The 15,475-nt window shown below is 56.8% G+C and carries 12 protein-coding genes; all 12 read left to right on the forward strand.

The annotated features are described in order from the left end of the window. The first annotated feature begins 17 nt into the window (after window positions 1-17). The 12 genes from OZX67_RS02170 (at window position 18) to rplL (ending at window position 15,324) form a co-directional block, all read left to right on the forward strand. The gene (locus tag OZX67_RS02170; RefSeq protein ID WP_277143753.1) at window positions 18-1,376 is read left to right on the forward strand and encodes a hypothetical protein; all 1,359 of its coding nucleotides are present in this window, start codon (window positions 18-20) and stop codon (window positions 1,374-1,376) included. Window positions 1,377-1,502: 126 nt separating this feature from the next. Beyond that, window positions 1,503-2,798, forward strand: a complete 1,296-nt coding sequence (locus OZX67_RS02175; protein WP_277143755.1) for an OmpA family protein — start codon at window positions 1,503-1,505, stop codon at window positions 2,796-2,798. Then, on the forward strand, window positions 2,783-3,553 hold the full coding sequence (locus tag OZX67_RS02180) for a VWA domain-containing protein (protein ID WP_277143757.1): 771 nt from the start codon (window positions 2,783-2,785) through the stop codon (window positions 3,551-3,553). The genes OZX67_RS02175 and OZX67_RS02180 overlap by 16 nt, the downstream gene beginning before the upstream one ends. 458 nt (window positions 3,554-4,011) lie before the next feature. Continuing rightward, the gene (locus OZX67_RS02185; RefSeq protein WP_277144848.1) at window positions 4,012-5,211 is read left to right on the forward strand and encodes a 3-deoxy-7-phosphoheptulonate synthase; all 1,200 of its coding nucleotides are present in this window, start codon (window positions 4,012-4,014) and stop codon (window positions 5,209-5,211) included. A gap of 144 nt (window positions 5,212-5,355) precedes the next feature. Beyond that, a complete protein-coding gene (gene mtnN / locus OZX67_RS02190) occupies window positions 5,356-6,048 on the forward strand; it encodes a 5'-methylthioadenosine/S-adenosylhomocysteine nucleosidase (RefSeq protein WP_277143759.1) in 693 nt (230 codons plus the stop codon). 720 nt (window positions 6,049-6,768) lie between these two features. Beyond that, complete coding sequence (pstS, locus tag OZX67_RS02195; RefSeq protein ID WP_277144850.1) at window positions 6,769-7,893, forward strand: phosphate ABC transporter substrate-binding protein PstS; 1,125 nt, start codon at window positions 6,769-6,771, stop codon at window positions 7,891-7,893. Window positions 7,894-8,453: 560 nt separating this feature from the next. Next, window positions 8,454-9,353 (forward strand): phosphate ABC transporter permease subunit PstC, encoded by a 900-nt coding sequence (pstC, locus tag OZX67_RS02200; protein ID WP_277144852.1) that lies wholly within the window; start codon window positions 8,454-8,456, stop codon window positions 9,351-9,353. A gap of 383 nt (window positions 9,354-9,736) precedes the next feature. Then, window positions 9,737-10,738, forward strand: a complete 1,002-nt coding sequence (gene pstA / locus OZX67_RS02205) for a phosphate ABC transporter permease PstA (RefSeq protein ID WP_277144854.1) — start codon at window positions 9,737-9,739, stop codon at window positions 10,736-10,738. A 250-nt stretch (window positions 10,739-10,988) separates the two neighbouring features. After that, window positions 10,989-11,768: a phosphate ABC transporter ATP-binding protein PstB gene (gene pstB / locus OZX67_RS02210; protein WP_277143761.1), complete on the forward strand. Its 780-nt coding sequence runs from the start codon at window positions 10,989-10,991 to the stop codon at window positions 11,766-11,768. 672 nt (window positions 11,769-12,440) lie between these two features. Further along, window positions 12,441-13,835: an NCS2 family permease gene (locus OZX67_RS02215; RefSeq protein WP_277143764.1), complete on the forward strand. Its 1,395-nt coding sequence runs from the start codon at window positions 12,441-12,443 to the stop codon at window positions 13,833-13,835. Between the two features lie 459 nt (window positions 13,836-14,294). Next, a complete protein-coding gene (gene rplJ, locus OZX67_RS02220; RefSeq protein ID WP_277143766.1) occupies window positions 14,295-14,816 on the forward strand; it encodes a 50S ribosomal protein L10 in 522 nt (173 codons plus the stop codon). A 124-nt stretch (window positions 14,817-14,940) separates the two neighbouring features. After that, a complete protein-coding gene (rplL, locus tag OZX67_RS02225) occupies window positions 14,941-15,324 on the forward strand; it encodes a 50S ribosomal protein L7/L12 (RefSeq protein WP_277143768.1) in 384 nt (127 codons plus the stop codon). Window positions 15,325-15,475: the final 151 nt, after the last annotated feature.

Genomic DNA, 15,475 nt, shown 5'->3' on the forward strand with positions numbered 1-15,475 from the left:
AAGAAAGAAGCGCAATCATGGAAAACGCACAAACCAGAAGCACGAAGATGGGGGACCGGCTCCACGCCATGGGCAGACGGCTCAGGGTTTGGTTCCACCGCAACAACCTGACGGACGATCTCGAACGGGACGTCAATCACTCGATTGATGCGGCAGACGGAAACCTCGGCATTCGTGCCAAGAAAACGGCCAATAACTTCACCAACGGAGCCAAGAGAAAAATGGAACGACTGAATGAAAAAATCCTGAAGCGTCGGCACAAGCGCACCGATTTTGAAGCAAGGGTATCGATGTTTCTGCATGATATCGTGACCCGAAATCAGATGAGCGAGGTGGCAAAAGACCGCACCATGGCATACAAGCTTGGGGCGTTGGTTTCGTGGATCAGTCCATACATCATCATCGGGCTCGCCATCGTAATGCTCGCAAACGATCCCTCGTTGGTGACCGTAAGCGTGCAGGAAGTGTTCGGTGTCAGTTTCTCCGATTTAGGCACTGACGTCATTCCAACGATAAAGGTGATTTTCTCCGTTGCGGTGGCCTTCGGCATCGCCCTCGGAGTCCTTGGTTTTGTCGGCGTCGGTTCAAACGGCTTGGCGTGGGCTCTTTTCCACAGTGGACTGGGCACGCGCGTGACCTCTCCAACCATCAGAATCGGCAAGAAGTTGATGACGCCTCTCGAGGCTCTGATCATCTTCGTGATTTCCTTGCCGGTTCTTGGGTGGCTCACTTTCATGCTCCATTCCGTAGTCAACAGCTATGTGGGAAGCGGCGCGTTCGGCGGTGCGTCGGTGTTCGACAAGATTGTCGCGTGGTATGTCACGTTCCTGCCATGGATGCTGCTGATTGCCGATACGATCAAGAACAACCCCAAGTTCAAACATTCCAGGGACGTCAAAAAGTGGGCTAAAGCGCTCGATCGCCGTCGTGACAGTGACATCAATTACGACGAGAAGTGCCTGAAAAAAGAGCGTAGGTTTTTCCAGAACGGCAATGTCACCATTTCGGAGGCCCACAACAAGGTCAACGATGTGTCGTGGAGCGTCGATTCCGAAGTCTATGAAGCCGGGCTGCGTGGCTTGACCGAAGTCGATGAATCCGTCAAAGGTCTTCGCGAAAAGCCCGATGCAAGTGTTGAGGATGCCGGTAACGAGAGTGGTCGGGGTGATTTCACCCATCGTATTCCCAATAAGCGCTTGCAGAACCTCGCGGAATACAACCAAGCCTTGCAGGATGCTGCGGAAATCTTTGATTCCTTTGAGCCGACTCCCGCAAGTTCTCCGGCCGCGCAGATGTGGCAGGAAGCCTGGCAGGCCGCAGAAAAGGAGGCGAACAAGGAACTGGTCAAAATCGATCCGGAATTCGCCCGTCAGTGACGCGGATTCGATCTTTCGCTGCCGGCCGCGTTGGTTGGTCGGCCGGCAGCGGGAAATCGAAATGAAGTGAACAAACAAAACAATCAAAAGCGATTAAAAACAATCAGAATTGACAAGGAGAATATCATGAAAAACGCAACAACGACATTGCAAAACAGGTCCTGGCATCAGGGCGTGAAGATTGCCGCGGGGTTGGTGAGTGCAGCTCTGGTGATGTCAACGCTTGCAGCCTGCGGATCCGCCAAGGACCCGGCGCAAAGCCTTGACGATGCCGAAATCCAAGCTTCGGCCAAAGGCCTGGACGAGCAGTTCACCAAGAGCTGCAAGAGCGTTTTCGACCAGTCCGAACGTTCGCATAATCATATGTTTACGTTGGTCTATGACGGTTCGGCAAGCGTCACCGGCAATCTGCATGAGGCGCTTCCAGCCAATGTGGCCAAAGCTATCGCGGTGGCTTCCATGCATGATGACGGGTTCAACCTGATTGCTGTGGATGGCGCTGATTCCGCGCCGCGCATCGTGATGAAGAACGCTTCGCTGCGCCAGGCGGTGGCCGGCACAAGCGCAAGGCTCAAGACCGCGAAGGCGATTCCCGCCTGTGTGGCGCAGAAAACCGAGGAATTGAAGCCCACTTCCTCCGGAACCGACCTTGGGCGGGCCGTGGCTTTGGCCGCCGAAACTCTGCGAAAAGGGGACACCCTCGGAATCGTCTCGGATTGGATGTGGACTTCAGGGGTCGGCGGTCTCACCGACGCGGCGGTGAAAGCCGGTGCGAAGGATGCCGCGGATGCCTCGGCGCAAAGCCAACCGATCGATCTCAAAGGTGCAGATCTGGTGACGGGAGGTGTGGCCGAGACCTCGACAATGCTGCCGGACAGCGGGCGTACCTGGATGCGTGATTATGCGCGTGCCCTTTGCTCGGATTGGAAGGCCGGAGGTTGCCAGGCCATCTCTCTCGACCCCTTGAACGCCACGAAGAGCGAAGGCCTTCCCGAGGATTCCACTCCCTTTTTTCCGATTGGAAGTTGTAAGGGAGGTGCGGCCAGTTATGAGCTCGGCAACGCCTATTTCGCCGCGGACTCCCCGCAGCTGACTGAAGAGGCGTACAAGGCGCTCGCCGATCCGGTCAACCTGATGAAAGCGAATCCCGCCAGCACGCTCACCATCGTGGGGCATACGGCCAGTGTCAGCAAAAACGCGAACAGCGGTATGCAGCTTTCTGTCGATCGAGCCAAAGCCGTGGCCCAGGTCTTCACCGGCAATGGTATCGATGCCAAGCGTATCAGTGCCACTGGTGTGGGTGACAGCCAGCCTCGCGAGAATGATCTCAACGCCGACGGCACCCAGAACGAATCCGTCGCACAACGCGAGCGCCGCGTCGACATCACCGTGGAAGGAGTCTCGCAATGTCTCGCTCAATGAACCGACACCGCCGGGTCAAGTTTTCCGGGCTTTCGCAGCCGGGTACCCTGGACGGCTCCCATCCGTTGCTTCGATCCCTGCTGAGTGCGCTGCTGGTGGCATTGCTGGTCCTCCTGCCTGTCGGCTGGTTTTCCTTCAAGCATTATGCCGCTCCGAGCAAGCTCGCCAAGTCCGCGCTGGTGGGCCGCAGAAGCCCGACCGCGTTGAATGTGGTGCTCGCGCTCGACGAATCCGGTTCGTTCGTGAATTACAGCAGCATGAGGGCCGATGCCATCGATCAGCTCTACAAGTGGGCCCCGAAGAACCTGCGCGACGATGACACCATCACGGTGATCGGATGGGCGAAGAACGCGACGGTGACCAGTCCTTGTTCAAGCGTCGAGACCATCGCTTCTGCTTCTGCGAAAACAGGGGGCGGCAAGGTCGATTCCCGAGAAACGAATTTCGTGCCCGCGTTGCAGGAGGCGCAAGGTGCGATTGAAGGCGAGGGGAGGCCAACCACCCTCATCGTGGTGACCGACACCGTTGCAGGCGACCTCGCGAATCAAGCAAAAATCGACAAACTGATTGAGAAGATGAACGTCACCTCGATGAGTGTCATCCTGCCACAAGGCAAGCGAATCTACGGCGACTGGCAGAGGGCTTTTCCTTGGGAGGAGACGTTCCATGCCAGAAGCGACAAGCCCAATCAGATTGCGGTGGCCATCGGCAAATCTCTGGCTCACGCCACTGGCCAGCGTTTGCAGCGCAGCTGAAAGGAGGCCGCCGGTAATCAAAGAAAAACAACGATTGATTAAAGGAAAGTGAGGCATGAGTCGAGGGGGAAAGATTAACGGTTCGTTGAAAGGAGGGCAAAACATTGGTTGAGAGGAAAGCAAAGATTAGCTGAGAGGAGGCCAAAAATCATTGGTGTGGGCATTCGCTGCGGTCAATGCGGCGACTACCCACACCAACGTATGTCGGCAGTAAGTTTGGCAGGATTTTCAACGCCTGTTTCGATGAAAAGTCGTTATCCTTGGAATTCACAGTCCGTCGATTTGCTTGCTATGAAATGTCTACAAATTGATAGATGAAATCGAAGCGGATAAATAGTGACGATGTCTGTACTATATTAATAAGTCAACAGTCTGAAATCTTGGAGAAGAGCATGAGCATACAGCCGGTGGCAGGTAATGGAATGGATGATGTTTCAAAAGGCGGACGTGAAGGTGATATGGCGGCAAGCCTGTCTGATCAGGGTATCGACGACGCCAAAAACCGCGCCGCCTTCGAAAAGGCGCTGAAAAACGGGGAGAATCCGCTGAAGGTAAGTGGCATCACGCGTTGGGAGGACGAAGCCGGTGTCAACCGCATCGTCAACCGCCGCGTTTTCGAGCTCGAGCCGTTGCCCACGCCGGCCGACGTGCTTTCCAGCATGCCGCTGAGCGCCGAGGCGACGGATCTGGTCGTACGCTCCCGCGACGAGATCCGCAATTGCCTCTACGGCAAGGACGACAGGCTTCTGGTCATCACCGGGCCCTGTTCCATCCACGATCCCGAAGCCGCATTGGATTACGCCCATCGTCTCGCCAAACTGAAGGACGAACTCGGCGATCGCCTGCTTATCGTGATGCGTGTTTATTTCGAGAAACCCCGAACCACTGTTGGCTGGAAGGGTCTGATCAACGATCCGGATCTCGACGGCAGCCACAACATCAAGAAGGGACTGTTGCTTGCACGCAAGACCCTGCTCGGCGTGCTTGACGAAGGCGTGGCGGCCGCTACTGAATTCCTTGAGCCGACCAGCCCGCAGTACATTTCCGATGCGGTCAGCTGGGGCGTCATAGGCGCGCGCAACACCGAATCGCAGATTCATCGTCAGCTGGCCAGTGGGCTTTCGATGCCCATCGGCTTCAAGAACGCCACTGACGGGTCGGTGAAAGCTGCCATCGACGGGTGCTATACAGCCACCCAGCAGCATACCTTCTTCGGTATCGACCATCTCGGCCGCGCCTGCGCTGTCGAAACGTTGGGCAACCCCGATTGCCACGTCGTGCTGCGTGGCTCGTCTCACGGCCCCAATTACGATGCCGAGTCGGTAGAGGCTGCGATGAAAGCCATCCGCTCTGAGATGCCGGAAGGCTCCGCCGCCTGTCATGGCCTCATCATCGACTGCTCGCACGGCAATTCCGGCAAGGATGAGATTCGTCAGGCCGAGGTCGCGCGTGAACTGGCCGGGCGTATCGCCACCGGCGAGCCCAATATCACCGGGCTTATGATGGAAAGCTTCATCGCCGGTGGCAATCAGCCCGCGGCCCCGCTTTCGCAGCTGGAATACGGCAAGTCGATTACCGACAAGTGCATCGCCTGGCCCGAGACGGAACGGCTCCTGCGGGAGCTTGCCAACGCGGTCGATGTGCGTCGCGGCGCGTGAAATCACCTTTCTGTAATACAATAAGCAATTTTATGACGCAAATTTCGGCTTGAAATGTCATATCTGCGGCTGAGTATATTGAAATAGCTTTGTCCTGAACTAATGTTGTCGGGAAACAAGACAAACCTTAAGAAACGAGGAACTATGAAAACCGTCGCCATCATCGGAGCCATGGAAGAGGAAGTCGCGCTGATCGCCAAGTCGCTGAACGACGTGAAGCACAACAAAACCGCAAGCCTCGATATCAACGTCGGTACGCTTACCTCCAAATCCGCCGAGCAGATCACGGTCGCCGCAACGGTCGGCGGCATGGGTCTGGTCAACGCCGCGGCCACCACCCAGTGCCTCGTCGACAACTACCATCCCGACGCCGTGATTTTCTCTGGCATCGCCGGTTCGCTCAACAAGTCGATGCATATCGACGACGTCGTGCTCGGCGGCACCCTGCGCTACCTCGATTCCGACATGCGCATGATCGCCCAGTGGAAGCCCGAAACCGAGGAATTCCACAGCGACCGGCACCTGCTCGACGTGGCGAACGCCGCGCTCGACGAAATGGGTGTCCACCACATGACCGGTGTAATCGCGTCCGGCAACAACTTCATCGGCACCCCTGAGCAAGCCGCTGTGGTCGCCGAAAAAACGCATGCCGACGCAGTGGAGATGGAAGGCGCGGCCGTGGCCCATGTCGCCGCTCGCAACGACGTGCCGGCCTTGGTTATCCGTGCGCTTTCCGACGAGGCCGACACAACCTACGAGCAGTTCAAGGAATTCGATATCTCCGAGTACGCCGACACCGCCGCCCGCCTCGCAATCGACATCGTCACCCGGCTCTGAGCGTTTAACCTCCATGGAATAAGCGGTTTTGCTTTGCCGCGAACGTTCTAGAAGGCCGGTTGCCAATTTGGACTGGAACGATGTGTGTGCTGGTTTCGTCTAAGTGCTGTGATTGTTTCCGGTTGTGAATCGCGGCGGCAAGACCGATATATTCGAGGGCTTGCGTAATAGGTGAATTCAGATTTCTGCAACCTTCTCGTGTTCGCCCAATGAAAAAAAGAGAAGCCGAAAACTGCCGCCTCCGAACGGTTTCTGTGCGGTTTCGGCGCGCGAATACTGCGTCAATGAGGCTGGCAGCGTAGGTTGTCAGCCTTTTGCTTGTTCAGCTTCTTTTTCCTCATTCCGGTCTGGCTATTCGTTTCGGGCTTTCTTGGTATTTTCCGGTCTTTCCGTTGTTCGCCCAATGAGAAAACCGAAGGTTTCGGAGCCGCGTATCAACGCAGTTGCGGAATCAAAAGGTCGGCGGCAAGGCGTGCGCTTGGTCGGTTGTTTCACAGCCATTCAGCCGTTATGTAATACGATAAAAATAATATAATGTCAATATTTACCGGTCAATAAATCCCTGTCGAAAGTCAAAAGGTCGGTTCCGTTTTTCCGGCTTGGTCGGTGGCCGGATTCCTGTTTGGTCGGCAGTAAAGCTCGAAAACGGAACTAAGCAAGGATCGATTGTCTAGTGAACGACGGCAGACCATCTGTCATAATGGAATCGTGAGCAACATTATGCACAGCACTACGTGTAAACGCCTCATCGCTGTTGTTTCTTCGTTCGCGATGATGGCCGCGCTTTCGGCTTGTGGCGACAACACCAGCCCGATTGATTCCTCCAACGCAACCAAAGGCAAGGATTCCGGTATCTCCGGCGAATTCCACGGTGCCGGAGCCTCCTCGCAGCAGGGGGCTGTGGAAGCTTGGATCGCGACGTATCAAAACCACAACCGCAACGCGAAAATCGCCTATAACCCTTCCGGTTCCGGGGCCGGCGTCTCTACGTTTCTGACCGGTGCCATCGCTTGGGCGGGGACAGACGCCCCGTTGAACGAAGCGCAAATCGAGCAGTCCAAGGCCATCTGCGAATCCGGCAGCGCCTTTGATGTTCCGGTTTATGTTTCGCCGATCGCCGTCATGTTCAATCTCAAAGGCATTTCCGGACAGGGCAAGCACCTGAATATGGATGCCAGCGTCATCGCGCGGATTTTCGACGGGAAAATCACCCAGTGGAACGACGACGCCATCAAGGCCGAAAATCCGAAAGTGAATCTGCCGGCCACGCCGATCACCGTGGTCCATCGTTCCGACAAGTCCGGGACCACCAACAATTTCACTTCGTATCTGAAAGCCGCAGCGCCGAACGATTGGAGTTACGAGGCGCAGGAAAACTGGCCCAACGAGGTCGGGCAGGCGGCCAAGGGCACCGACGGCGTGGTCAGCAGCATCGGCCAGGCCGACGGGACGGTGGGTTACGCGGACCTCGCCAAGGCAGGCAATTTCGGTACTGTTTCGGTCAAGGTCGGCACTGATTACGTGGCACCGGTCGCCGACGCCGCCGCGAAAACAGTGAACGCCTCGCCGTTGCAACAGATGCCCAAGGGAAGCAAACGCGTGGTCGTGAATGTCGACTATGCCACCAGCGTTGCCGGAGATTATCCGATTGTCTCTTCGTCCTACGCCGTGGCATGCCCGGCATACAAGGACCGGAAAACCGGCGTGTTTGTGCGCGACTGGCTGGGCTATGTCTTGAGCGACAGCGGCCAGAAGGTCGCTGCGGACAACACCGGTTCGGCGGCGCTCGGGGGAACGTTGACGAAGAAGGCTCTGAAATCCGTGAACGGGATACAAACAAAATAAAGCAGTCACTTCTCATCCGCCTTTATCCATCCATCAACCAAACAATCCATCTATATCTTTCTTGAGAACATCGATAGAACCGTAAACACCGCCGGGCTCGCTCGCAGTGGTTTCATATTTCACACTTAAGGAACAGCATGACGATGACATCTAAAGGTGGCGGTGCAAGGGGAGCAGTGCCTATGGCCGCGGCGTTGCCTTTTGCGGATATGGGCGGATCATTTGGCGCCGCAACGCATCATTGCAAGCATGACATTCGAGATGTGAAGGGTGTCAGCGCGAGCATGTCCGGCGACGGGGGCTCCGGCAAAGACAGTGCCACCGCTAACGGCGACATCGGCCGTACTATCAGTGATACCGACACGGGCGACGCCATCCGTACTATCAATGACACCAGCACCTCCAGCGTTGCCAATGCCGTGGGGGCCGTGAATGGCACCGGCGTTGGCATCGAGGATGGCAACGGCGCGGCTGATTCCGGTCATAACGGTGATCGCGGAAACCGAACCAACGTTTTCGCCTCGACGGACGTCAAACGCAGCCGGCATAGTCAGGATAAGATTTTCCACGCTGTGGCCGTGGGTTGCGGGGCGCTGATTCTGGTGGCATTGGGCGCGGTCGTGCTCTTCCTGCTGCTGCGCGCCTGGCCGATTTTCGCCGGCCCGCAGGCCAAGACTTCCGCCGTTTTCGTTTCCTTGAGCGGCGGCAAGGCGCACGGGTTCTGGCAATATGTCGGGCCTCTGGTTTTCGGTACGGTGGTGATTGCGGCGCTCGCGCTGGCAATCGCCTTTTTTGTCGCCGTCGGTGTCGCTTTGTTTATTACTTTTTACGTTCATAAACGCATTCGTACCGTGCTCAATTATGTGGTCGATCTGCTGGCCGCGATTCCCTCGGTCATCTACGGTCTGTGGGGTGCGCTGGTACTGGTGCCGGCGATGTATCCGTTCTGGAATTGGGTTTCCGTGCATCTCGGCTGGATTCCGCTTTTCGCCGGACCCGCCGCCAACCCGCCTCGCACCGTTGCCAGCGCCGCGGTGATTCTGGCCATCATGATCATGCCGATCATCACTTCGATGACCCGTGACATTTTTGCCCAGACCCCGCGGCTCAACCAGGAGGCGGCGCTCGCGCTCGGGGCGACCAAATGGGAAATGATCAAGCTTACCGCTCTGCCATTCGCCAAGTCCGGCATGGTGTCGGCCTCGATGCTGGCACTCGGGCGCGCGCTGGGGGAGACGATGGCCGTGATGATGGTGCTCTCGCCAGGCATGACCTATTCGTGGCACTGGCTAGAGGCCTCGAAAAGCCAGACCATCGCCGCCAATATCGCCGCGCAATATCCCGAGGCCGATTCGCTCGGTGTCTCCGCCTTGATTGCCACTGGTCTGGTGCTCTTCGTCATCACGTTCGTGGTCAATCTCCTCGCCCGACGCATCACGCGGAAGGGAGGTGCGCGATGAGTCAGAAAGACGCTAATAACAAGAACGACGGAACCTGTGGCGATGAACGTACCGGGCATCGAGTGCCCGTGAATGTGTCGAACGATGTTGGTGATGCCGTGAAAACGGAAACGTCGGCTGATGCTGCCTCTGAGAGTCCCAGTGGCGCCGCAGACACAACGGTGTCAAGTAAAGATCCCAAAACGGCGATGTCGAATTTATTGGTATTGAGTGGTTCCTTTGAAGTAATGGATAATGCGCCTTCAGATGGCTCCGGAACCGGCAAGAACGTATCCCTTTCCGATCGCGGCAATCGCAGCGACCATGCCGAAGCCGGATTTGACGTCACTCTTTCTTCGGAAGCGGCAAGCGGCAATATCCGCGAAAACCAGAACGCTGGAATCGTGGAGAATGCCTCGGCAGATTCGGAAACGGTATCTTCGCAATCAGCACGTCCGACCCCCGATTTCTCGAGATTCAAGCCTTCTGAGGCTCTGCTCAAGCGGCGCGAATGGAAGAGCCGGATTATGGCCGGGGTTATAGGCCTTGCGTTTGTCGTCGCGATGATTCCGCTGATTTCCCTGCTTTGGACCACCATCGTGCGGGGCGTGAAACGGCTGAATCTCAACTTCCTCGCGTTCAACATGTCCGGCGTCATCGGCGGCATGCCCACACCCTCAGGCGGGCACGGGGGCATCGAGCACGCCATCATCGGCACGCTCGAAGTGACGCTCGGCGCGATGCTGATTTCCGTGCCGGTCGGCCTGATGTGCGCGATCTATCTGGTCGAATACGCGCGCGGCGGCAAATTCGCCAAAGCCATCTCCCTGCTGGTCAACGTGATGAGTGGCATCCCCTCGATCGTCGCCGGTCTCTTCGCCTTCTCGTTGTTTGCGATTCTCATGGGTCCCGGTGTTTCCAACGGTTTCGAAGGTTCCGTTGCACTCTCGATTCTGATGATTCCCACTGTGGTCAATTCCAGTGTCGAGATGCTGCGCATTGTTCCCGACGACCTGCGTGAGGCTTCGTACGCGCTCGGCGTCACCAAATCTCGCACTATCGTCAAAGTCGTCCTGCGAACGGCGTTGCCGGGCATCGTTTCCGGCGTCATCCTCGCCATCGCACGCGTCATCGGCGAAACCGCGCCGCTCTTGATGACCGCCGGATTCATCGTCACGACCAACTGGAACCTCTTCAGCGGCCAGATGACCACGCTGCCTGTCTTTGTCTACCAGGAATACAGCAAGATGTCCGTGACCTGCCCGCCGAACGCCGGCCCGGGCTGTGTAGCATCCATCCCGACCGAACGTTCGTGGGCCGCGGCACTCGTGCTCATCGCCATCGTGCTGGTTCTAAACCTCATCGGCCGCTTGGTACAGCGCCTGTTCAGCGTGGAGGCGAAATGATGAAGGCCCACATCGCGCGACCAATCCCATATTGCCCACTGTCGCACCAGATGTGGCGCACTTTTCCGACGCTAGCGTCCAAAAAGTGCGTTCCGGATTCGCCACAGTGCATGTATTTGACGGTGGTGAGCGAAAAGTGCGTTTTGGGTTGGCTAGAGTGCATTTTTCTGACGCTGCTGTCTGAAAGATACGCGATACGTAAACATTACACGGATTCCAATATAGGTATCAACAAAGAAAGCGAGACAACATGGGGCAACGCATCGATGTCGAACATCTCAACGTCTACTACGGCGATTTCCTCGCCGTTCAGGACGTGAACCTCAACATCCAGGCCAACAAGGTCACCGCCTTCATCGGCCCGTCCGGCTGCGGCAAATCCACCGTCCTGCGCACGCTCGACCGCATGCACGAGATCACACCGGGCGCACGCGTCGAAGGCAAAGTGTTGCTCGATGGCCATGACCTCTATGCCAAAGGCGTTGATCCGGTGGCCGTGCGTCGCGACGTCGGCATGGTCTTCCAAAAGGCGAATCCGTTCCCGACGATGTCCATTCGCGAGAACGTGCTGGCCGGCATTCGTCTCAACAACCGCCACATTTCCAAATCCGACGCCGACGAACTGGTGGAATGGGCTTTGCGCGGGGCAAACCTGTGGAACGAGGTCAAAGACAGGCTTGACAAACCGGGCATCGGACTTTCCGGCGGCCAGCAGCAGCGTTTGTGCATCGCCCGCGCCGTCGCCGTCCACCCGCAGGTGCTCCTGATGGACGAGCCGTGCTCCGCCCTCGACCCGATCTCCACGCTCGCCGTCGAGGATCTGATCAACGAGCTCAAGCGCGACTACACCATCGTCATCGTCACCCACAACATGCAGCAGGCCGCGCGCGTGGCCGATTACACAGCGTTCTTCAACCTGAAGGCTGTCGGCAAACCCGGCCACCTCGAGTATTTCGCCGACACCACCACGATGTTCAACAACCCCCAGAACGGGGAGGCCGAGCGCTACATCTCCGGCCGTTTCGGCTGAGTTTCGGTTGGGGAAGCGGGGTTATGGTTTGCTTGTTGGCTTTCATGGTCATCGCCGCCGGCTTTCGCCCAGCGAGGTTGTTCGGGATCTCTGGGCTTGTGAATTGGACACAGTAATGTAATATACTGTTCGGTGTGCGGCGCGTCGGCCCGTCATTTCTGCGGTAAACTGCGGTAATTTCCAGTTGTATCGCAATGTTTCTATCGCATTTGTCGGTGGAATTCTTTTGAATGCGGTTGTCGAATTGCTGGAAACAAAGATGTTACGCATCCATTTGCGTGCCGGAACGTGCGCACAATTGGATTTGGAAATATTCACGCGATTGTTTTACGTGGATGACAGGTTACACTATACGAATTTAAGCCGTCGGCAGGCGGCGGCAGACAGGTCAAGACCTGTTTTCGATCGGGAGATTTTGCTACCCTGCTGTTCGGAATAAACGATTCTTGGTGCGAAAAATACTGAACATACAGCAAAATCCATGACTAGGACCGGTGTTATATTCGAATTGTCCGCGGGAACGCGGGCGAGTCGCAGCAACCTCTGTATCGTCAATTCATCTATCAACAGTTAGTGAAGTTCGTCGGTCTTGTCGTGTTGAACGCCGTAAGCGCCGACCGCCCGTTTTCTGCAATCTGACTTGGCGATATACAAACCAAGGAAGAGAGAACGATGGACAGGTTCTTCCATCTCAAAGAAAATCACACCACAGTATCCACTGAAATCACGGCGGGCATCACCACCTTCTTCGCGATGAGCTATATCATCGTCGTCAATCCGCAGGTTCTGAGCACCACGGGCATGCCGTGGGGAGCAGTGTTCCTCGCCACCATCATCGCCTCCGTCGCCGGCACGCTCGTGATGGGGCTTTTCGCCAACGTTCCCTACGCACAGTCCGCAAGCATGGGCTTGAACGCGTTCTTCGCCTACACCGTTTGCGCGGGCCTTGGATTTACCTGGCAGGAAACACTGTGTATGACATTTTTGTGTGGCCTGATTAACATTCTCGTCACCGTCACCTCCATCCGTAAGCTCATCATCGCCTGTATCCCCGAATCTTTGCAGCACGCCATCGGCGGCGGCATCGGCCTTTTCGTGATGTACGTAGGCATGTTGAACGTCGGCTTCATTTCCTTCACTCCCGGCGACCCCAAGGCCGCGGCCAAAGGCGGCCCGATTCACGCGACACCAGGGCTATCGATGCTCAACAACCCTGTGCTCTGGGTCTTCCTCATCGGTCTGACCATCGCCATCGTCCTCACCCTGCTCAACGTGCGCGGTTCTCTGCTGATCTCGATTATCGCCGCCACCATCATCGGCATTCCCTTCGGCGTGACCACGATGTCCAATTCCGTCTCGATCAGCCAGACCTTCTCTCAGCTGCCGACGACTTTCCTCGCCATTTTCAGCCCGCAGGGCTTCCCGTCGCTGTTCGGCAACCTCGGCCGGCTGCCCCTCGTCATCGTCACCATCTTCGCCTTCTCCATGTCGGATATGTTCGACACCATCGGTACGCTGGTCGGCACCGGCCGCAAGACCGGCATCTTCTCCGATACCGATATCAAGAACATGGCCAACGGCCACGGCTTCAGCTCCAAGATGGACAAAGCCCTCTTCGCCGATTCCATCGCCACCTCCGTCGGCGGCCTGTTCGGCACCTCCAACATCACCACCTACGTCGAATCCTCGGCAGGCATCGCCGCGGGCGGTCGCACTGGCCTGACTTCCGTGACGGTGTCCATCTGCTTCCTCATCTCGATGTTCCTCTCGCCGTTGGTCTCCGCGATTCCGTCCGCCGCGACGGCCGGCGTGCTCGTCGTGGTCGGCTGCATGATGGCCTCCAGCCTGAAGGAAGTCAACTGGGGCGACCTCGCCGAAGCCATCCCGGCCCTTTTCGCCTCGGTGTTCATGGCGCTTTCCTACTCGATCTCCTACGGCATCGCCGCGGGCTTCATCATGTACTGCCTCGTCAAGATCTGCAAGGGCAAGGCCAAGGAGGTCCATCCGGTGATGTGGATCGTCACCGCCCTCTTCATCCTCGACTTCGCCCTCCAGGCCGTGCTCTGAGTGTTGGTCGTCCAACTCTTCAATCGCGTGCTTTGGTCACGTTAGCACCATAAACCAGTGCGAAAAGCACCAAAATCGGGCCAAAATAGTGCTTTTCGCACTGATTTAGGGTTTCACTGAGGAGAAAAGCACTTTTTTATGCCGATTTTGGTGCTTTTCCTACTGATTGGCGCGTGCGCGTGTCGCGCGGTCGTGCGGCGTCCGTATACTGTTCATCTGTAAACCACAGACTGTTGGTTAGAGGCGTAAGCCTCTCGAAGTTTGGTTCGCCAAGCCAGCATAGGTTGAATGTCATAAGCCTCGCAAGAGGTGGGTCGCGCAAGTGGCCGGTATGGTGCTCTGCCTATGTGCAGGGCATTTTTTATAGTGGTGCGATTATCGCAGCAACACAAGAAATCGCTCGTAAAAGCTGCAACGTTCCGAATTTCCCGATCAATGGTCGACTCAGGAAGGAACGCCATGAAAAGGCCCGAAAAGGAAGCGGTGATCGCCGAGCTTACGGATCAATTCCGTAACGCCGATGCGGTTTACCTTACCGAGTACCGCGGGCTTACCGTTCCGCAGATTTCCGATCTGCGCGAAAAGCTAGGCCGCGATACTTCCTACTCAGTGGCTAAGAACACGCTCGCTCGCATCGCCGCCAAAGAGGCTGGGTACGAGGGCTTCGATGAAGCACTCTCCGGCCCCTCCGCAATCACCTTCGTCAAGGGTGATTACGTCGAGGCTGCGAAGGTCCTGCGTGACTTTGCCAAGAAAACCCCGGCCCTCGTCATCAAAGGTGGTTTCGCAGACGGAACCATGTACGACGCCGAAGGCTTCATGAAACTCGCGAGCCTCGAATCTCGCGAAACCCTGCTCTCCAGGATGGCAGGCGACCTCAAGGGCTCCATGTCCAAGGCCGCTCGCACGTTCGTCGCTCTGCCCACCAAGGCCGTGCGTACGTTCGACGCCCTGCGCGAGAAGCAGGAAAAGGCCGCTTGATTTTTCCGTGGCTTCGGCCGCGTAGACTTCAGGCAGTTTAGTAGTGAATAATTAAAGAAATTTAAGAATTTAGGTGACGGAACCAAACAAAACATCCGCCGCCCGGAAAAGAAAGGAAGCCATTATGGCTAAGCTCTCAAGCGATGAGCTCCTCGATGCGTTCAAGGAAATGACCCTGGTTGAACTCTCCGACTTCGTCAAGAAGTTCGAGGACGAGTTCGATGTCGAGGCTTCCGCCCCGGCCGTTGCCGTTGCCGCTGCTCCTGCCGCTGGTGCAGGCGCCGGCGAAGAAGAGAAGACCGAGTTCGACGTGGTCCTCTCCTCCTTCGGCGACAAGAAGATCCAGGTCATCAAGGCCGTCAAGAACATCACCGGCAAGGGCCTGGCTGACGCCAAGGCGCTCGTCGACGGCGCTCCTGCCACCATCCTCGAGAAGGCCAAGAAGGATGACGCCGAGAAGGCCAAGTCCGAGATCGAAGAGGCCGGCGGCACCGTCGAACTCAAGTAGTTCTTTCCTTCTTAAGGATTTGACGGTGATGGCTTTACAAAGCCGGTAGCCGTTTGAATCCAAAGAAATTGTTGCAAACCCTGTGTGCGGAATCTCCGTTCGCAGGGTTTGTTCATTTTGTCGGCTATCGTAGTGCCTAAGGCATGTCCTT

Source organism: Bifidobacterium sp. ESL0728 (assembly GCF_029392015.1).
Classification (GTDB): domain Bacteria; phylum Actinomycetota; class Actinomycetes; order Actinomycetales; family Bifidobacteriaceae; genus Bifidobacterium.